This window comes from Rodentibacter caecimuris (genome assembly GCF_001019715.1).
GTDB classification, from domain to species: Bacteria; Pseudomonadota; Gammaproteobacteria; order Enterobacterales; family Pasteurellaceae; genus Rodentibacter; species Rodentibacter caecimuris.
Map to the genome: position 1 here is coordinate 2,164,240 of NZ_BBXJ01000001.1, position 19,387 is coordinate 2,183,626.

The window sequence follows — 19,387 nt, forward strand, 5'->3', positions numbered from 1 at the left end:
AAACAACCGCACTTTTAAATTGTTCAGCCTAAAAGTGCGGTTAATTTTTCCGTTATTTTTTCGGTTTTTTCGGCAGACCCGTTTCTAAATCTAACCCGTTATCCACTCGAACGCCCGCCTGATTTGCCAGTTTCATCATTAATGCCTCACTTGGTTTTGGCGGAGCTTCCCCCTCATACCAACGCTGAAAGGCAATTTTGCCATCCCATTCCGGCAAGGGGGCAGGCGGCAATGGCACAATATCGTCTAAGTCGGGGACTTTGGGATGGAGGTAGTCATAACGTGATAAATATGAGCTGATCATGTTATAACGTTTTACACGTTCATCGTCAGGAGAAACATCAAGAAAATTAAGATTATCTGCTTGCATTCCTTTTTCAAAAGCATGAGAAAGTACTAATGCAGATATTGAATCTCCGTTTTTAACACCTTGATGTGAGACCTTCAACGCCTCATTATATCTTTTATTAAGTTTAAAAAATGCTGCCAAATTTCCTGACGCTTCACCTAACCCTTGCTCCGATGCACACCCCCAGAATTGCTCTACAAGTTTTAAACGATATTTAAAGGCTTCTTGAGTTTCCTCTTTATCTTCTATATTCGCCAACATTTCCGCTATCACATACTGCGCTTCCCGACTGCCTAAATCCGCCGCTTGTCTTAAATAAGCGTATTTGCCGTCTTTTTCGGTACGTACCCCATAGCCGATATCTAAATAGCCGTACAGATTATAGTAGGCGGTAGCGGGTAGCTGTTTTGCCAGTTCTTCATTAAGGTTATGGACTTCCGTTTGCGGTAAATCGCTGCTAATCCGTCCGGTTTGTAATAGATATTGTAACCGTACATTGGCTTTATAATCGCCGTTAGCGGCGGCAATGCGGTAATAACGAGCCAACCCGTTCCAGACCTCATCACCTTTGTCTCCCTCCCACATATTATGCAGGTCGTGATAAAGAGCGTAGTGATACAACTGTTGAGTCTCCTCCGAGAGAGGTGGGCGTTCCTCTTTCTTGCAAGTAAATTCCAAGGCTGCCAATTGTTCCAATTTTGCCACGTTTGTTTTCCTCTGTTGTTCTTTTTGTTTGACATAGCAACGCTCCGGACGCGGACCGGAAGGCCCGCCGCCCAGGGTTATCGGTATCGGGTTACATTCCAGATAACGGTACAGGCAAAATAAGCCAACGATTACCGCTATCACTAGTATCAATAAAATTTTTAAACATTTTTTCATTAATCAGCTCGACTTACTTTAGGATTAGGTCTAAAAAATTGGCGTAATGGATAAAGAGGCTTTACGTCCCCATTTATTTTTGCCAATCCATTATTTCGTATTAATTCTCCCCATTCTTTAAATACATTCTCAGCCACACTATAATCATACATACCATCCGGATTAGCGGCGGCATTTTGCTTGGTATGTAAGCCCCATAACCGTTTACGTAAATCACGCGCCACCTCGCCCGCCTCCAAAATAATACCCAATTCCGTATCTTTTTCCATACTGCGCGTATTTAAGTTTGCCGAACTGATAACGGTAAATACGTCATCAATAATGGTGACCTTGGAATGCACATAGACTTCTTGCCACGCATTATCCGCCACAAGAGTACAAATATGCGCCTTAATCCCCGGCGTGTCGTCCAGTTCATAGCCTAGTTTTTGGGTAAATTGGCGATCTTCTTCCGGTTCGGGAATTTCCTCATGTTTTTTCATTTTATCTTCAGCTTCCTGTACCGCTCTTTTGTGCTTTGCAATTTCTTCATCAAGCGCCTTGACCCGCTCGGCGGTCGCTTTATCTAAAGGTGCCGGAATTCCAAGGGTGCCGCGGACATTGCTATTGGATAACGCCAGTTTTGCTCTTTCCGCTTCCAATTCCCCTACTCGCACTTTCTTCGCTACATTCGGCATCACATCCTGTCTGCCTAATAATTTCAACATATTATTGGTGGTAAGAGTCCCGGCACCAATACCGCTATCTGACGAGTTAGTCACGGTAAACCAGTGGATAGGGCCGGTTCTGCCTTTTCTCATGGTTTTCCAGTGCGATAAAAATTCCTCAACCAGTACCGGCCAGCGGAAATATTGGTTTTCCGTGTAAATATAGCTGGTCGTTTGTTGGATATTTTTCAAATACACTTTCATTATATCCTTTACCCGAGGTTGGTCATAAGTGCGAACAATTTGGGCGTATAATTTCATGCCGCCTTCCCCGATAGTCGGGTTGGGTTTAAAACTCGTGCGTTGAATATCCTTTCTGAGCGCCGTTAAATTTTCACTCGAATTATAATAGCCTCTATTATCGAATAATTCGTTGCGATCCCAAGATTGGCAAAAATTATAATTTAAGTCCCACAACACTTGTCCCGTCACAATGCTTGACACATCTTGCAATGGAATATTGACATTTTTCCCTTGATTCGCAGCCTTAAGATCGCCGTAAATATGTGTGCTGTGATCCCAATAGTTATCCAGCATATTGTGCTCCATCACAAACCCCACCGCCTGTTCGGGGCGTTCATAATCGATTAACACCATTTTTTGGTGGTGGGTGGATGAGCCGGCAAGGATTAATTCGGCACGCCAAGGGAGATTTTTATCAGCAAATTTTCCGTTGTTGATATCATTAAACAATGCGACCCGGCGATTTTTATATTGGATCTTTGTCAAACGTGCTTTGTCTTGTGAGATTTGCCATAAATAAGGAAATCTTTCTTTATCTTTTTCTTCCAATTTATCTATAACATTTTGAATTGCCTCATCGGCACTATCTGGAGAATGGCGAAGACTATCAAACCTTAAATGGAATTTTCCCTCTATCGCCTCATACCAATAAGCATCATAATCCATTTGTTCTTGCAAAATTTCTTTGGCGGCTCGACCATAGCCAATAATATGTCTATTACCTAAATTTGCCGCATCTTCTTTAAATATCTGCACATCTCCCCACATACTCCAAACAAGCAGTCTGACTTTCACCCCCTCTAAAGCTTTTTTAACGATAAGATCGCCAATGCGCAATGATTTGCCATCACGCTTAAAATACATAGAGGGTTGGAAGCCCCAAATAGCAATATCGATAGAATGCTCGGCGTTTTCTATTTTTTCATAGATTGCGCCAAAGGCTTCCTCTCCGTTAATTAATGCCTTGAATGTCGCCGGAACAGGCTGACTATGAGCATCCGACATCGTGGCTTGAAGCTCTTGTTTATCTCTATCCGATAAGAACCAACTTAGCCCTACTTTTGCTCTTGGCATATATTTTGATGCCGGAATTTGAATCGGCTTTTTGATTTCCTCTGTCATTTTCTTACCTTTATTACACTAATTTTCCAATTAATTTTGCATACTCTTTAGCGATTTTAAGTGCTTCTTTTTCCTCTTTCCCTTGATCTAAATAAAATCCGTGATTCATCACTTCATCTTTTTCAGAATCCTCTTCAAATCCTTCAATCATTGGAATTTCATAATGCGCACCGTTAATAAATTTAACCTCATATTTTTCAACCTGTTCCTCATGGGTAATTTCAATTTCACCTTTATCATCGGTAATGCCTTTGCCCACTTCTTTTCCGTCGGCATAGAGCGTATAAGGCATTCCCACTAGTGGTGCGGTTGAATGAGGCGATTGGAAAAACTGAATCTGCATGATAGGGGAATTTGGCGTATGGTGTTCCGTTTCAAAACGAGTGACTTCTTCCGCCTCTCCGATTTCCTCGATCAACTCCCCCTCAATATACACATTCCCTATCAGCTCAATTCCCTCTCGGTTGATAACTATCGAACCACCCGGGCCACTGATTTCTACCGTTTCGTAACCCTCTAAATCAAATTGTTCGCAGATTTGCTCAAACAGTTCGCCCGCCTGCCAACTGCCGTTTTGCGCGATGTCGATGTTGAGTTCATTGCCGACGTGGATGATGGTGTCGCCATGTACATTGACATAACGGTTGTTATTGATGTTAAGGAGGTCATCTTGTTCCACTTTGGTGAGGCGGTTGCGTCCGATGTGGTTGGTTTGGTCTCGGTTGACGGTTAAGGCTTCGTCTTGATTGACGCTTTCCGTGCGGTTGTTGCCGATGTGGACGGTTTCATTTCGGTTCACTTGTTCGGTGCGGTTATGCCCGATTTGGGTGGTTTCGTCGTGTTTGACGAGGTGGTTGAGGTCTTTTTCGGCGTGGATAAAAATCTCTTCTTGTCCGTTTTCGTCTTCAAAACGCAGTTCGTTAAAGCCGTTACCTTTGTGACTTTTGGATTTTATTGTGGTGCGGGTTTTATGTTCCGGTAGTTTATAGGGCGGTTCGGTGGTGCTGTGATAGGTGCGCCCCACCACTATCGGTTGGTCGGGGTCGCCGTTGAGGTATTTGACCAGCACTTCATCGCCGATTCGCGGTATCATCATATTACCGTATTGCACACCCGCCCAGCCTTGAATCACCCGTATCCAGCAAGAGCTGTGTTCGTCTCCGTTGCTCCGTCTGTCCCACGGGAAGTGTAGTTTAACCCGTCCCCATTCGTCACAGTAGATTTCTTCGCCTTCAGGGCCGACCACATGCGCCACTTGGGTGCCACGAATAATCGGGCGGGGTTTTGGCGGGCTGCGCCAAGGTTTGTGATGAGGGATGAGGAATAGGGTGTTTTCGTAATGGTTGCCACTTTTTGAGGGTTCGTCTTCAACCGTTTCCCGTTCTATCGCATCTTCCTCTAATACGCCGATTTGGCTTCCCCTATGTTCGACACGTACGACTAACCATGCTTGGTTGAATGTCGGTGAGTGGTGTCCTTCGAGGCGAAAACCATAACCGGGGATGACGCGCATATCATCTCCCGTAGCCTGTGCCGTTTCTGACTGCGCCAGTTCGGCTTCCAGACGATAACGGCTAAAGGGGTTGCCTTGTTCGTCCCGTTTGTATCGACCAGGGTAATCGTAGTGTTCATAAACTCGCGCAGAATTGACCGCACTTTGGGACGATTTAGGTGAGGAAGAACCGTTTGGGGCAGCAGATTGAGCGGTATGTTGATGTTCTAAATTGTAGTTAGGATTTAAAAAGGTGTAATCACGGAGGGTTTGCCGGGAGGCAGTCATTTTTCGATGGTATTCAAACTGCCAAAGACTGGCAAAAGGGCGCTCGCCTGCCGGGTTGGCGTTATAGGTCAAGGTGCCTAAAATGGGCGAAGACCGACTTTGATGGGCAAAACATAATTCGTGGCTGTCGGCATCATGTTTGAAATAATAATACCAACCTTCTTCCGCCGCCAAGCGTTCAATAAAGGCGACATCCGTTTCCCGATATTGTACGCAATATTCCCGTTCCCAATCCGACGGTAACGGTTCAACGGTGACTTTTTCCACCCGATTTTTTTGCAACAACGTGCGGATGATTTTTTCGCTGTTTTGATGTTGGAAAATACGGCTGTCCGATTGCAACCCCGCCCGCACTAATGCCGGCTCTACCACCATATTATAATGTGTGCGCACAAAGCCCGTTTTACCCAATCCGAAACCTGTGACAATTCCATTGACATAGCGTACTGCTTTATCCCCCTGCCAAAAGGTGAAAGTGACCGGTTTATCCATCAGTGCCGAAAAAGGAATATTCGGGTCAAAACTGGATAACCTCATCTCTAAACGAAAGGGCTCGGAAAGCCCTTCGGTTAACTGAAAACTCACTACATCAAAAGGGTATTTATCGCTGGAATCAAGGGTGTAGCGGTAGTTGGATTGGGTTGCCATAGATGTCCTTTCCTTTTAGTTTGAGAGTTCAAAGTCGGTTGGTATAACTGAATTTGTTATAAGTTACGTATTGAATTACAACGACTCAAAGCACTGAAGTAGATTCTCCCTAAATTTTTCGCCATTTTCAAGTGGTTAGGAAATATCTATTTATAGCACCTTGTTTGCTTAAGTACATCATGAATTTATTACAAATGGTAAATTCCGCAAAAATTTTCCTCGCTTAGCCTAATAAGTGATAAAGCAGTAAGTTAATGCCAAATCCACCAACAACTAACCATATAAAAACAAATAAACCTAATAAAAGTGGTTTTAACCCGGCTTGTTTTATCGTACTCAGATTCGTTGTTAGACCAAGTCCCGCCATGGCAGCCATTAACAAAATCGTATCAATTTGAACTAATAAGGCGACCCATTCGGTAGGTAGTAGGTTAAAAGAATTAAATACGGCAACGAGAATAAATATCAGCGCAAAGTAAGGAATTGAAATTGCGTGATTTTGTTTCTCATCTTTGTGTAAAAAATAAGATAAGACGAGTAAAAAAGGCGCAAGCATCATCACCCGTATCATTTTTGACACCACGGCAATATCGGCAACAACAGGATTAATATTACTTCCTGCCGCATAGACTTGGGCGACCTCGTGCACAGAAGATCCAATATAAATGCCAAACTGATGAGGGTTAATATAGTCAATCAAAATAGGGTAAAGAATAGGATATAGAAACATAGCAATCGTGCCGAAAATAACGATTAAAGCAACGGCAACAGACACTTTATAAGAGGGGGCTCTTACAACAGGTTCGCTCGCAATGATTGCCGCCGCACCACAAATACTGCATCCGGCACCGGTAAGAAAAACGATCTGTTTATCAACTTTTAAGATCTTAATGCCAATCCAACAGGTTATTATAAATGTCAATATCAACATAATGGCATCGGCTACTACGGCATTCACTCCCACTTGCCCGATATCTTGTAATGTAATTCTAAAACCGTACAAAATAATGCCGAGGCGGAGCAATTTTCCTTTAGCAAAGGCCACGCCGAGATGGGTAACATGTTCGACTTTAGGGTAAAACGTATTGCCGCATAGAATACCAATGACAATCGCCAATGTTAATGTGCTGATATTTAATGTCATCATGACTTCACTATGGCCAATTAAAAAAGCGATCGCAGTAATCACTAGTACTAAAAGCAAGCCCCAAATTAAGTTTAAATTTTTCATTACGATTCTCTCGTTAGCTTAAAATCACACTACAATAGCGAATTTAATTTATAAGTAAAACTAATTATAGTTATTTTAGTCGATGGGTGTTACTCAATTAGAGTAATTGAAACAAAATAAAGCACAGAATGAGATGTGTTCATCTTTTGCTTATGCGGTAATCAAAGGTGGCTAAACGTTGTATGAATGTTTTTATAAAATTCTCTATGGATAAGCTTATTTTGAACACTTGCGAAGAATAAAGGAATGATCTCCATTTGGTTGGCAAAAACAATTTAAGGTTTTACACACTAGCTCAATATCCTTAATATCGGTCTCCGTTGAAATGAGCAGCAGTAAGCTGTCATTTTCCGTGAGGGTTGCCAGCGCTTTTTTTATCATCAGCAATGGCAAGGGGCAGCGATAATTTCGCGTATCAAGTTGATAATCCATAAATCAAGGATGACGCCGTTTCGACATAACTTGGCCAATTGCATTTAACTCAGTTTCAGACAAGTATTGTTTACCCAGCTCAAAAAGAGGTTCTTCAATAGCAATATGGTTAGCGTAGCCCGAGATGAATCGTTGAATGAGTGCCGAATCTATTTTATCGGTTTTTTGTGCGATTAATGCTTCTAATTGTTTAGAAAGTTCAAACCAATTTTTATGTAAATCAAGATGTTGGCGTTCCAGCTCCGCTACTTTTGATTTCGTTTCCGGTCGTTTAGCCATTAATGCAGGAAAAAAATCTTTTTCTTCATCATCATGGTGAAGCGGTGCGGCTTGATTAAAATACTGCAAAATAATTTTTATGTCGTTCAGTACTGCTTGATTTATGCCGTTCTTTTCTAAATAGTCGGGTAATAGACTAAGCTGATGACAAAAACGTTTGACCTTACCATGGCAGGCATAAAGCATGTCGATGGGTTCATTCCAAGTGGCGAATTGCTGAGGTTCAAGAATTTGCATAATTTTCCTTCTTTTTGTGTGAAAAGTGCGGTCATTTTTGACCGCACTTTTACTGCCCTATTCGGATTGTGGTGATGGCGTGGTATCAAGTTGCAATGGGGGAATCGGTTTTCCCATTCTGGTATAAAATTCAGTCACAAAATCATCAAAGCGATCCTCTTCGATAGCTTGACGAATTTCCGCCATTAAACGCTGATAATAACGTAGATTGTGGATCGTATTTAAGCGTGCGCCTAAAATCTCACCACATTTATCTAAATGATATAAATAGGCTTTCGTGTAATTTTTACAGGTGTAGCAATCACAATGAGGATCAAGCGGAGTGGTGTCATCACGATATTTGGCATTGCGGATTTTTACAATACCATCCGTGACAAACAAATGGCCGTTACGGGCATTACGGGTCGGCATGACGCAATCAAACATATCAATGCCGCGGCGAACGCCTTCTACTAAATCCTCCGGTTTTCCTACGCCCATTAAATAGCGCGGTTTGTCGGCAGGAATTTGCGGGCAAATGTATTCCAAAATACGGTGCATATCTTCTTTTGGTTCACCCACGGCTAACCCTCCCACAGCATAACCGTCAAAGCCAATATTGACTAAGCCTTCCAACGAAATTTTACGCAATTCTTCAAATACGCCCCCTTGAATGATACCGAAAAGTGCATTTTTATTGCCAAGTTCATCAAAGCGATCACGACTGCGTTTTGCCCAGCGAAGAGACATTTCCATAGATTTTTTGGCATAGTCAAAGGTTGCCGGATAAGGGGTACATTCATCGAAAATCATCACAATATCCGAACCGAGATCGTATTGAATTTCCATAGATTTTTCCGGTGAAAGGAAGATTCGTTCACCATTAATCGGGTTTTGGAATTTTACGCCTTCCTCTGTGATTTTGCGTAATTTACCAAGGCTAAATACTTGGAAACCGCCACTATCCGTCAAAATAGGACGATGCCACTGCATAAAATCGTGTAAATCACCGTGTTTACGCATCACTTCCGGTCCGGGGCGTAGCCATAAATGGAAGGTATTGCCAAGTAAAATTTCAGCCCCCGTTGCCCGAACTTCCTCAGGGGTCATGCCTTTCACCGTGCCATAGGTACCCACCGGCATAAATGCGGGGGTTTCCACTTTAAACGTACCCTGTGGGCGTTCAAATACTAACCGACCACGGCGTGCGTTACCGCTTGTTTTATCTAATTCATATTTCATTTTATTTCCTCAACGAATAAACAGTTCGAAGATATCAGTAAAAAAGCCTGTTTGCGCAAACAGGCTTCATTCTTTGGGTAGCCCGGTATTGTAGGTGTTGCTTTTATTTAAGTCAAACGGCTTATTCCAATCCCTTCACCCGGGTATTTTTTGTAATAAACATAGCATCGCCGTAACTGAAAAAACGGTAGCGATTTTCGACCGCACTTTTGTAGGCGTTCATTGTGTGGGTAAAACCGGCAAAGGCGGAAACCAGCATAATTAATGAACTTTCCGGTAAATGGAAATTAGTGATTAACACATCCACCACACGGAATTTTTTACCGGGATAAATGAAAATTGAGGTATCGGAAAAATAAGGCTCGATTAAATCCGGATTGCCGTTTTCCTCTGCGGATAAAGCGGCGGTTTCAATGGAACGAACGGAGGTTGTTCCTACCGCAATAACACGTTTTCCGGCTTTTTTGGTTTCAATAATCGCATTGCACACTTCCTGCGAAAGCTCTACATATTCCGCATGCATAATGTGATCTTCAATATTTTCCACCCGTACGGGTTGAAATGTGCCTGCCCCCACATGGAGCGTCACAAATTCAAAATTGACACCTTTGGCTTGAAGCTTTGCCAATAGTTCATCATCAAAATGCAAACCGGCTGTCGGTGCCGCCACCGCACCGGGAACTTTGTTATAAACCGTTTGATAGCATTCTTGATCCTCCTCCTCATCGGGGCGATCAATATAAGGCGGTAATGGCATATGGCCTATTTGTTGCAACACCGTTAAAAGTGCGGTGGATTTATCGGTTAATTCGACTTCAAAAAGTGTATCGTGACGTGCAATCATCACCGCTTGAATACCTTTATTTTCGCCCAGTTTATCTTCCCCTAAAAATAATTCGGTGCCTTCCTTAGGCGATCTTGAGGAGCGAATGTGAGCGAGAAAGCGGTGTTCATCCAGCATACGTTCAACCAGCACTTCAATTTTTCCGCCACTGGCTTTGCGTCCAAACATTCGCGCAGGAATAACACGGGTATTATTAAAAATTAACAAATCGCCGGCATCAATAAGATCAAATACATCGGTGAAAGTGCGGTGAGAAATTTCACCGTTTTCGCCATTTAACGTCAATAAGCGACAAGAAGAGCGATCTTTTTTGGGATAACGGGCGATAAGTTCATCGGGTAAATCAAAGTGGAAATCTGAAACACGCATAATCATATTGGGTTGATAAAAAGATGGGGTAGTCTAGTTGGAATGATTGGTAAGCTCAAGGGGAAATATTCACTATTTCCCCTCTATCATATTAAAGAATCATTTTTACTAATTTATCCGCTTTAACTCGGGCAAACTTTTTCAGTAATTTTTGAACCGGCTCAGGGTACTGAGACAGTTCTTCCAATTCGGCATAATGGCTTAATACGGTGGTATGCTGACGAATATGATTTAATTCTTTCTCAACTTGATCACGTAATTCTTGTTTCGGATCGTGAATCAACAAACCATTTTCCGCATCTAAACGCCAAGCGCGCGGATTTAAGTTATTACCGGTCAGTAAAATGTAGCGATTATCCACCCACACCCCTTTTAAGTGGTATGTGTTATCGCCGTCTTTCCATAAACGGATTGTTAATCGACCCTGTTCAATGTCTTGCTGGAATTTTTCACAAAAATGACGGAGATTACTTTCATATAAATAAGGTAAGGCGCCCGCCATTTTGAAAGGTTGTTCCGGTGGAATATAAAAATCGTTTGCTACTTTGTCACCTACGATAATTTCGATTTTCTTCCCTTCTTCCAGTAAACGGGCAATTTTAACTTGCAGGGGACGGGGAAAATTAAAATAAGGTGTACAAACCACCAAATTTTCTTGAACTTGTAAAAATAAATCTTCAATGATTTGGTTTAATTCATTGCCTGACGCACCTAAACCAAATAATGGCGAAACACTTAAAATATCGGAAAAACCGACCGCACTTTCCAAACTATATTCCGCATGACTGGCTAAATTTTTACGATAAGCGCGAATAGCCGAGCGAATTTCTTTGGTACGGGGACGATTTGCCACATCAAGCGGATGAACGGCATTCAGGTCTAATAAATGCTCATTAATAAAACTTACCATTGAATCGGCTAATTCTGCATTCGTGATTTTTTGATAGCGATCGTAGCGGTATTTACCGTCTTGTTGTAAGTACACGTTGTTGATACTCGCGCCACTATAAAGCACCGTATCATCAAAAATAAATCCCTTGATATGTAAAACGCCGAACACTTCACGGGTATTAATCGGCACGCCGAAAAATATATTCGGATCCTCTGAAAGTTGATAGGTTTGACGCTGTTCCACATACCAATCGGCATTGGTCGCCGATTTTTCCGCGCCCAATAAATTGCGCTGACCACGATGCCAATCCACAAGGATTTTAATGTCTAAATCAGGCTGTTCTTGTTTTATACGATAAATTTCATCAAGAATTTCTTGCCCCGCTTCATCTTTTTGCCAGTAAAGTGCGGTTACATAAATACGTTTTTGGGCATTTCTAATTAATTCAATAATCTGAGTTTTAAATTCAGTCGGACTAAACAAAAATTCCACTTGCGTTTTTTCTAAAGGCAAAAAAGGCAGATTTGTGAGATTTTGTTCTGCTCGTTTTAATTTATTGATTAACATAATTTGTCTCTGTATTCTCTAGGAATGGGCTAGTTTACAATATTTCTCCGATGGATTGATAGAAAAAAGGTTTTTTTTCGTTATAATGCTCACAAAATTTGACATTTTTTGGCGAATTATTATCCAATTTTTTTCTTGAGTATCCTTTTATGAACAATTCCCGCAAGCCGACTTTTCAAACCAATCCCCGTAAATCTTTCCAAGAACAACGTTCTGAACGCGATGTTTCTCCACGTTTTAATGAGCAAAAACATCGTGAAAATCGACCGCACTTTGATAAAAAACATAGTGAGGGAAAAAAACAACCTCGTTTTCAACAAGAAGTCCGTGAGCCACGTGTTGCTGAGCTTTCTTTAAATAAAAGTGGCAGAGCACAAGGTAATGTCAAAGTTTTGGTGAAAAGCACGGGGACAGCATACAAACCAAAAGAAAAGAAAACCGGCGCACTTTCCCCCCGCGCACCGGAAAAAATTAAGAAAAATCGGGCGGAAGAAATGAAAGTCTATGGTGAAAATGCCTGTTTAGCGTTATTTAATAATCGTCCGGAAAGTATTGTTCGTGTTTGGGCAACGGTGCAGATGTCGCATAAAATCGGTGAAATGTTCAGTTATTTAGCGGCAAACAAAAAAGTGTACCACGTGGTAGATAATGACGAATTATCCCTTGTGAGCGGTACGCCGCATCACGGCGGTATTTGTATGTTAGTGAAAAAACAACGCCCGTTCATGTTGCAAGGCTATTTGGATATTCCGCACGAGGAAGATTGTTTAGTGCTGTTAGACAATGTAGATAATGCTCAAAATATTGGCGGAGTACTGCGTACCTGTGCATTTTATGGGGTGAAGAATGTCGTAACCAATAATGCCGATAATCTATATTCTGCGGCGGCTATGCGTGTTGCGGAAGGTGGCGCGGAATATATCCGTTTATTAGAATGTTTAGATATTGAATCCGCATTACAACAACTTCGCCAAAGCGGGTACCAAGTGATACATGTTGCGCAAGACAAAGAGGGGACGCCTCTTGATTCGGTTCAATTTAATAAAAAAGTCGCATTTTTATTCAGTGAAAGCGGCACGTTAGATTTATCCGAAAGACCGGATGTAAATGTTCGTTTATCTTTAAGTAGCCCATTAAAAAATGGCTTAAATATTGCGGTAAACAGTGGCATTCTGTTGTCGAAATGGTATTTTTCAAAGTAAAAACAGCCTAAAGTGCGGTCGTTTTTTTCATTGTTTAAAGGCTGAATTATCAGCCTTTTATTTTGAAAAAGACACTAAGTTATTATATTAGGTTGGTGGCTAGAACTTATGTGTTTCATATAGAAGATGGAGCAAAATTAATATCCATGCATTTGATACTTCAAAAGAAGAATACCAAAGAACATATAAGAGTATGCTTAATTAAGTGACTAAATTCACTTACATCATAACTACGATAAGTATCAGTGTAAACAATACTGTAAGTATTAATCTTTTCTCGAATAATCGGTAATAAGCCCGATTGTGTATTTAGTACGACAATGTCATTGTGCTTGAGAAACCCGAATACTACGACTTTGCCTACAGCCCCACGCCCACATTTACCATTGCCCGTACCACCAATAACCTTTCATCGGCTTCAATTTTCCCCTCAAATATTTCAATATGTGAGCTACTTTGATAGATAAGTAATTATAAAAGATGAAAATAGCATGCTGTGGTAGTTTTATTTATATTCACAAGCTAAAACTACACGAGTAGTTACACCAACTACGAAAAGCTCGATGAGTTTCTGTGATTCATGCTGACTTAGAAGAGTTTTTCTCATTAGAATATTTTATCTTAAGTGAGGAATTTGTCAGTTATCTATGACTGCCCCATGTTTTTTCAATATCCAATATTTCGACAACATCCACTGTCCCCGCTTTAATCTTCCACTTTACATTAAATTCATAAAGGCTAATACCATAAATACGCTCACTCGGTTTACCTTGTTGATAAGCCGGTCGTGGATCCTGTTCGATAACTTCACGAATAAAACGCATTAAGTGCGGTCGTTTTTGTTCGAGTTTTTTGACCGCACTTTGTGCTTGTTCCGAAAATTCTACCTGAAGTTTTTGCGCAGGCTTTTCTTGTGCAAAGCCTGATTGAGCATCAGGTTCGCTATCAGCGTAGGCAATGTAAGGTTTAATATCGAAAATCGGCGTGCCATCTACCAAATCCACCGAACCTAAATGTAAAAAGACTTTACCGTGAATACATTCTACTTTTCGCAATACCACTTTTGACAAGCCCAATGGATTTGGACGATGGGTCGCTCGCGAAGCAAACACGCCGACCCGTTGATTTCCGCCTAAACGTGGCGGCCGTACGGTAGGTTGCCATTTACCTTGAGGAATTTGATCAAACTGAAAAATCAACCAAAGATGGCTAAATTTTTCCAAACCGCGCACTGCTTCCGGTGAATTATAAGGTGGGAGCAATTCCACAATTCCAACGCCATCCTGCACTAAGTCAGGTTGGCGCGGGACAGAAAATTTCTCTTTATAAGGCGAGTGAATAATCGCAATGGGCGATAAGGTTAAATCATTCATAAATACTTGAGATTAAGGTAGAATACGTCACTCATTGTAATCAAAAGTGCGGTCAAAAAAAATGACAAATGAAAAATTGAAAATGTGGTGGGAAACAGCCCGCCCGAAAACCTTACCCTTAGCATTAGCCTCAATCTTCACCGGTTCGGCTTTAGGCTACTGGGCAAATCCGGAAAAATTTAATAACTTGGTGATGGCACTTTGTTTACTCACCACGATTTTATTACAGGTTCTCTCAAATTTCGCCAATGATTACGGAGATCATCAAAAAGGAGCGGACACCAAAGAACGTATCGGGCCATTGCGCGGTATTCAAAAAGGGGAAATTTCAGCCAGTGAATTGAAATGGGGGTTAATTTCAATGGTAGTGGCAAGCTTTATTTCCGGCAGTTTGTTGATCGGTATCGCTTACGAAAATCTCTCCGATTTACTCACCTTTGCAGGACTAGGCATTTTAGCCATTATTGCCGCCATTACCTATACAGTGGGAACCAAACCCTATGGTTATATGGGATTGGGCGATATTTCCGTTTTACTGTTTTTTGGTTTACTTGGTGTAGGCGGAACCTATTATTTGCAAACACATAGTATTGACAGCAAAATTCTCCTACCGGCTATCGGTTCAGGTTTATTAGCCAGTGCCGTATTAAACATAAACAACTTACGTGATATAGAGCAAGATGCCAAAGCCGGTAAAAATACTTTAGCGGTACGTTTAGGAGCATATAAAGGGCGTGTTTATCACTGTGTTTTATTAGGTATTGCCGCATTATGTTACTTGATTTTCACGATTGCGACCGCCACTTCTTGGGTGAATTATTTATTCTTATTGGCCTTTCCGGTTCTTACAAAACACGCCATTTTTGTCTATCATAGCCAAGAGCCGAGTGCTTTACGTCCAATGCTTGCCCAGATGTCAATGATTTCATTATTCATCAACTTGCTTTTTAGTTTGGGCTTGCTTATCGGCTAAATCAGCATATACTAAGCACGATCTCAGGATTTTAATAGGGGAAATTTATGTTTATTGATACTTCAGAACTTTGCGATCTTTATGCAGATCAAGTGGATGTAGTAGAACCGATTTTTTCAAGTTTTGGCGGCGTAAATCATTTTTATGGTAAAGTCACAACAGTGAAATGCTTTGAAAATAATGGACTCATCGCTGAAGTATTGGAAGAAAACGGCGAAGGGCGTGTATTGGTTGTGGACGGCGGCGGTGCTGTGCGTCGAGGCTTAGTGGATGCCGAACTGGCCCAACTAGCCGCCGATAACGGCTGGGAAGGCATTATTGTTTATGGTGCGATTCGCCAAATTCAGCAGCTTGAAAATATTGATATCGGTATTCATGCCCTTGCACCGATTCCGGTCGGAGCCGATCAAAATAATATTGGTGAAACCGATATTCCCGTAAATTTTGGCGGCGTAACTTTTTTCCCTGAAGATTATATTTACGCCGATCTTACCGGTGTTATTCTTTCCCAAGAACCTCTTGATCTAAAAGATTTCGAGGAAGAGTAAATAAAATTTTTCAAGTGCGGTCAAAATAACCGCACTTTTTTTGTTTAAATTTTTTGCACTTGATCACACTTTTGAATTTTGCTCGTTGCAAGTTGATGACATTCCTTTAACATTATTTCGTTCATTTGGTTTACAAAAATGTAGGGGAATTTTATGAGCACAACATCTTCACTTAAACTACATAAAAACGGCATTATATTCGTTGCAGATATTGTGCTATTTTTTGTTCTATTAAAATTTTTACCCTTTTCGCCTAAAGAAAATGCAGGGCTTGCATTATTAGGGTTCATTGCAGTACTTTGGTTGAGTGAAGCGTTGCATGTAACCATTACCGCATTACTTGTTCCCTTATTGGGAATCGCATTAGATCTGGTTACCACAAAACAGGCTCTTGCTACTTTTTCCGATCCCACTATTTTCCTATTCTTTGGCGGGTTTGCATTAGCTACGGCGTTGCATATGCAAAAACTGGATAAAATGATTGCCAATAAAATTATGGCGCTTGCTAAAGGTAATCTTTTTGTTGCGGTAATTTACCTCTTTTTGATCACTGCTTTCCTTTCAATGTGGATGAGTAATACCGCCACCGCAGCCATGATGTTACCGCTTGCAATGGGTATTTTAAGCAATATGGATAATGAAAAAGAACATAATACTTATGTGTTCGTCTTATTAGGGATCGCTTATAGTGCAAGTATTGGTGGCATGGGAACCTTGGTCGGTAGTCCGCCGAATGCGATTGTTGCAAGTAACTTACATCTCACTTTCTCAGATTGGCTCTGGTACGGCTTGCCGATTATGTTAATCTTATTGCCTTTAATGATTGGTACCCTTTTCATTGTATTCAGACCTAAACTTAGTCACCGTTTTGAACAATCTTTTGAAAAAATTGAGATGAATCCACAACGGATTTTAACGCTGAGTATCTTCGTGTTTATCGCACTATGTTGGGTGTTTAGCAGCAAGATCAATCCGTTTATTTCAGGCTTGTTGGGTTTAACAAAAAACATTGCGAGCTTTGACAGTGTTGTCGCCTTGCTTGCGGCGATTATTATCTGTGCAACAGGTGTGGCAAGTTGGAAACAAATCCAAGAAAATACCGATTGGGGCGTATTAATGCTCTTTGGCGGTGGTTTAACATTAAGTGCGGTTTTGAAAGATTCCGGCGCAAGTAAAATTCTCGCCGATGGTATTGTCTTCTTAGTGCAAGGGCAACATTATTATTTAATTGGTTTATTAGTCGCAACCTTTATCATTTTCTTAACGGAATTTACATCTAATACTGCCAGTGCCGCATTGCTCGTGCCTATCTTTATTTCTATAGCTCAATCCTTGGGCGTTCCAGAAATTGGTCTTGCATTAATTATCGGATTAGGCGCATCCTGTGCATTTATGCTGCCGGTGGCAACCCCACCAAATGCTATTGTGTTTGGTAGCGGTCAAGTCAAACAAAGCGAAATGGTGCGTGCCGGTGTAGTATTAAACATTGTATGCGTTTTTGTCATCGCAACATTTGCTTATATCTTCTGGCTTAACTAATACAAAAATACTATAAAAAAACGACCGCCCTTTATCAAAGTGCGGTCGTTTTTTTTCTGTTTTAATCTAAATGTTCATGACTACTTAAAAAGCCACCACTTTGGTGTTTCCAAAGTTTTGCATACAATCCGTTTTGTTCAAGCAATTCGCTGTGTGTCCCTTGCTCCACAATTTGACCTTTATCCAACACGATTAAACGATCCATTGCCGCAATCGTCGATAAACGATGGGCAATCGCAATAACCGTTTTATTTTCCATCATCTTATCAAGGCTTTCTTGAATCGCCACTTCGACTTCGGAATCCAATGCACTGGTTGCTTCATCAAGTAACAGAATCGGCGCATCTTTCAACATTACACGGGCAATCGCAATACGCTGACGCTGACCACCGGAAAGTTTAACTCCGCGCTCGCCCACATGCGCATCATAGCCTTTTCTTCCTTGTGCATCTGTCAAGAATGGAATGAAATCCGCCGCTTCAGCCCGCTCTGCCGCCCACTTCATTTCGTCATCCGTTGCAGTTGGGCGACCATAAATAATATTATCACGTACGGAACGATGTAATAGCGAGGTATCTTGTGTCACCAAACCAATTTGACTACGCAAACTTTCTTGTTGTACATCCAAGACATTTTGTCCGTCAATGGTAATCGTACCATGCTGTGCCTCATAAAAACGCAGTAAGAGATTAACAATAGTCGATTTACCTGCGCCAGAACGCCCGATTAACCCGACTTTTTCGCCCTGTTTGATGGTGAGATTAAAATGCGTTAATAGCGGTTTTGTCGGATCATACGCAAAGGTAATATCATTAAATTTAATTTCCCCTTGTTTCACCTGTAACGGCGGACAATTCGGCTTATCCACAATCGTGTGTGGCTTGGTCAGTGTCGCCATACCATCATTTACGGTACCAATATTCTCAAATAAACGTGCCGATTCCCACATAATCCAACGGGACAATCCATTCACCCGCAATGCCATTGCAGTCGCTGTCGCAATTGCGCCTACGCCGACTTGCCCCTGTTGCCATAAAATGACACCTAACACCGCGGTGGTTAAGGTTAAGAAAATATTGCTTGCATAAGTTAAGGTATCAAGGGAACTGGCTAAACGCATTTGTGCGTGTACCGTCACCATAAATTCTTCCATTGATCGCTTTGCATATGACGCTTCACGTGAACCGTGAGAGAATAATTTTACTGTCGCAATATTGGAATAAGCATCGGTTACCCTTCCGGTCATCAGGGAACGAGCATCCGCTTGACGTTCAGCCGTTTTCGCCAAACGGGGAATGAGCAACTTCAAGATCGCAACAAAGAGGAAAATCCAAACCGCAAAAGGCAACAAGAACCAAATATCTAACGCAGCTAATACCAAACCTGAGGTGATAAAATACACGGCGACATAAACCAGCATATCCGCGATAGTCATTACCGTATCACGCACCGCAAGGGCGGTTTGCATCACTTTTGCGGAAACACGACCAGCAAATTCATCTTGGTAAAAACTCAAACTTTGTCCCAACATTAAACGATGGAAATTCCAACGTAGCCGCATCGGGAATACCCCTTGCAAGGTTTGTAGCCGAACATTTACGCCAATAAAAGACCACACAATACTTAACAAAAGCAGCGCTGCCATGCCAATAAGCAAATGCCCTTTTTCTTGCCACAAGGTCGCTGGCGTATAAGCGCCAAGCCAATCCACGAGCAAGCCCATAAATTGGAATAGTAATGCTTCCATTATGCCAGTACCAACGGTTAAAATCGCCAGCAAGAAAATCCAGCCTTTCATCCCGTCAATACTTGACCAAATAAAACGGAACAGCCCTTTCTCCGGTGTTGTCGGATTGCTTTCCGGATAAGGATTCAAACGGTTTTCAAACCATGAAAAAATTTTATCGAACATAAGATTTCCTTAAAAAAACAAAAGGCAACATAGGTTG

At 41.6% G+C, this 19,387-nt stretch carries 15 protein-coding genes and 1 pseudogene; 4 read left to right on the top strand and 12 right to left on the bottom strand.

Annotation, left to right across the window (positions count from 1 at the left end):
- Positions 1-52 precede the first annotated feature (52 nt).
- The 9 genes from PNEUHYL_RS10735 to pssA all read right to left on the bottom strand — a co-directional run bounded on the left by PNEUHYL_RS10735 (position 53) and on the right by pssA (position 11,803).
- Complete coding sequence (locus PNEUHYL_RS10735; protein ID WP_059368122.1) at positions 53-1,231, bottom strand: SEL1-like repeat protein; 1,179 nt, start codon at positions 1,229-1,231, stop codon at positions 53-55.
- The gene (locus tag PNEUHYL_RS10740; RefSeq protein ID WP_059368124.1) at positions 1,231-3,303 is read right to left on the bottom strand and encodes a phospholipase D-like domain-containing protein; all 2,073 of its coding nucleotides are present in this window, start codon (positions 3,301-3,303) and stop codon (positions 1,231-1,233) included. The genes PNEUHYL_RS10735 and PNEUHYL_RS10740 overlap by 1 nt, the downstream gene beginning before the upstream one ends.
- A gap of 13 nt (positions 3,304-3,316) precedes the next feature.
- On the bottom strand, positions 3,317-5,731 hold the full coding sequence (locus PNEUHYL_RS10745) for a type VI secretion system Vgr family protein (protein ID WP_078061254.1): 2,415 nt from the start codon (positions 5,729-5,731) through the stop codon (positions 3,317-3,319).
- Positions 5,732-5,954: 223 nt separating this feature from the next.
- Positions 5,955-6,962: a YeiH family protein gene (locus PNEUHYL_RS10750; RefSeq protein WP_059368126.1), complete on the bottom strand. Its 1,008-nt coding sequence runs from the start codon at positions 6,960-6,962 to the stop codon at positions 5,955-5,957.
- A gap of 216 nt (positions 6,963-7,178) precedes the next feature.
- On the bottom strand, positions 7,179-7,394 hold the full coding sequence (locus tag PNEUHYL_RS10755; protein ID WP_059368128.1) for a sulfurtransferase TusA family protein: 216 nt from the start codon (positions 7,392-7,394) through the stop codon (positions 7,179-7,181).
- Positions 7,395-7,397: 3 nt separating this feature from the next.
- On the bottom strand, positions 7,398-7,910 hold the full coding sequence (locus PNEUHYL_RS10760; protein ID WP_059368130.1) for a hemerythrin domain-containing protein: 513 nt from the start codon (positions 7,908-7,910) through the stop codon (positions 7,398-7,400).
- 57 nt (positions 7,911-7,967) lie between these two features.
- On the bottom strand, positions 7,968-9,131 hold the full coding sequence (gene tgt, locus PNEUHYL_RS10765) for a tRNA guanosine(34) transglycosylase Tgt (RefSeq protein ID WP_059368132.1): 1,164 nt from the start codon (positions 9,129-9,131) through the stop codon (positions 7,968-7,970).
- 121 nt (positions 9,132-9,252) lie between these two features.
- Positions 9,253-10,344, bottom strand: coding sequence for a tRNA preQ1(34) S-adenosylmethionine ribosyltransferase-isomerase QueA (queA, locus tag PNEUHYL_RS10770; RefSeq protein ID WP_059368873.1), 1,092 nt, complete (start codon positions 10,342-10,344; stop codon positions 9,253-9,255).
- A gap of 91 nt (positions 10,345-10,435) precedes the next feature.
- Entirely contained in the window at positions 10,436-11,803 is a 1,368-nt protein-coding gene (gene pssA, locus PNEUHYL_RS10775) for a CDP-diacylglycerol--serine O-phosphatidyltransferase (protein ID WP_059368134.1), read from the bottom strand.
- A 149-nt stretch (positions 11,804-11,952) separates the two neighbouring features.
- Between pssA and PNEUHYL_RS10780 the strand changes: the two genes are divergently transcribed.
- On the top strand, positions 11,953-13,005 hold the full coding sequence (locus tag PNEUHYL_RS10780; RefSeq protein WP_059368874.1) for a TrmH family RNA methyltransferase: 1,053 nt from the start codon (positions 11,953-11,955) through the stop codon (positions 13,003-13,005).
- Between the two features lie 190 nt (positions 13,006-13,195).
- Here the strand turns inward: PNEUHYL_RS10780 and PNEUHYL_RS13795 are convergent.
- Positions 13,196-13,612, bottom strand: a pseudogene (locus tag PNEUHYL_RS13795) (IS1595 family transposase); the annotation flags it as partial.
- Between the two features lie 34 nt (positions 13,613-13,646).
- A complete protein-coding gene (tsaA, locus tag PNEUHYL_RS10785) occupies positions 13,647-14,378 on the bottom strand; it encodes a tRNA (N6-threonylcarbamoyladenosine(37)-N6)-methyltransferase TrmO (RefSeq protein WP_059368136.1) in 732 nt (243 codons plus the stop codon).
- A gap of 61 nt (positions 14,379-14,439) precedes the next feature.
- Here tsaA and PNEUHYL_RS10790 point away from each other — a divergent pair, with 61 nt between their 5' ends.
- From PNEUHYL_RS10790 to PNEUHYL_RS10800, 3 genes are all read left to right on the top strand, one after another.
- Positions 14,440-15,351, top strand: a complete 912-nt coding sequence (locus PNEUHYL_RS10790; RefSeq protein ID WP_059368139.1) for a 1,4-dihydroxy-2-naphthoate polyprenyltransferase — start codon at positions 14,440-14,442, stop codon at positions 15,349-15,351.
- A 47-nt stretch (positions 15,352-15,398) separates the two neighbouring features.
- Entirely contained in the window at positions 15,399-15,899 is a 501-nt protein-coding gene (gene rraA / locus PNEUHYL_RS10795; protein WP_059368140.1) for a ribonuclease E activity regulator RraA, read from the top strand.
- A 153-nt stretch (positions 15,900-16,052) separates the two neighbouring features.
- The gene (locus PNEUHYL_RS10800) at positions 16,053-17,438 is read left to right on the top strand and encodes a DASS family sodium-coupled anion symporter (protein WP_059368143.1); all 1,386 of its coding nucleotides are present in this window, start codon (positions 16,053-16,055) and stop codon (positions 17,436-17,438) included.
- A 61-nt stretch (positions 17,439-17,499) separates the two neighbouring features.
- Here PNEUHYL_RS10800 and PNEUHYL_RS10805 read toward each other — a convergent pair whose 3' ends face one another.
- On the bottom strand, positions 17,500-19,350 hold the full coding sequence (locus tag PNEUHYL_RS10805; RefSeq protein ID WP_059368144.1) for an ABC transporter ATP-binding protein: 1,851 nt from the start codon (positions 19,348-19,350) through the stop codon (positions 17,500-17,502).
- Between the last annotated feature and the right edge of the window lie 37 nt (positions 19,351-19,387).

Coding starts and splice junctions, on each gene's coding strand:
- PNEUHYL_RS10735 (WP_059368122.1), bottom strand. CDS start 1,231: ATGAAAAAATGTTTAAAAATTTTATTGATACTAGTGATAGCGGTAATC.
- PNEUHYL_RS10740 (WP_059368124.1), bottom strand. CDS start 3,303: ATGACAGAGGAAATCAAAAAGCCGATTCAAATTCCGGCATCAAAATAT.
- PNEUHYL_RS10745 (WP_078061254.1), bottom strand. CDS start 5,731: ATGGCAACCCAATCCAACTACCGCTACACCCTTGATTCCAGCGATAAA.
- PNEUHYL_RS10750 (WP_059368126.1), bottom strand. CDS start 6,962: ATGAAAAATTTAAACTTAATTTGGGGCTTGCTTTTAGTACTAGTGATT.
- PNEUHYL_RS10755 (WP_059368128.1), bottom strand. CDS start 7,394: ATGGATTATCAACTTGATACGCGAAATTATCGCTGCCCCTTGCCATTG.
- PNEUHYL_RS10760 (WP_059368130.1), bottom strand. CDS start 7,910: ATGCAAATTCTTGAACCTCAGCAATTCGCCACTTGGAATGAACCCATC.
- tgt (WP_059368132.1), bottom strand. CDS start 9,131: ATGAAATATGAATTAGATAAAACAAGCGGTAACGCACGCCGTGGTCGG.
- queA (WP_059368873.1), bottom strand. CDS start 10,344: ATGCGTGTTTCAGATTTCCACTTTGATTTACCCGATGAACTTATCGCC.
- pssA (WP_059368134.1), bottom strand. CDS start 11,803: ATGTTAATCAATAAATTAAAACGAGCAGAACAAAATCTCACAAATCTG.
- PNEUHYL_RS10780 (WP_059368874.1), top strand. CDS start 11,953: ATGAACAATTCCCGCAAGCCGACTTTTCAAACCAATCCCCGTAAATCT.
- tsaA (WP_059368136.1), bottom strand. CDS start 14,378: ATGAATGATTTAACCTTATCGCCCATTGCGATTATTCACTCGCCTTAT.
- PNEUHYL_RS10790 (WP_059368139.1), top strand. CDS start 14,440: ATGACAAATGAAAAATTGAAAATGTGGTGGGAAACAGCCCGCCCGAAA.
- rraA (WP_059368140.1), top strand. CDS start 15,399: ATGTTTATTGATACTTCAGAACTTTGCGATCTTTATGCAGATCAAGTG.
- PNEUHYL_RS10800 (WP_059368143.1), top strand. CDS start 16,053: ATGAGCACAACATCTTCACTTAAACTACATAAAAACGGCATTATATTC.
- PNEUHYL_RS10805 (WP_059368144.1), bottom strand. CDS start 19,350: ATGTTCGATAAAATTTTTTCATGGTTTGAAAACCGTTTGAATCCTTAT.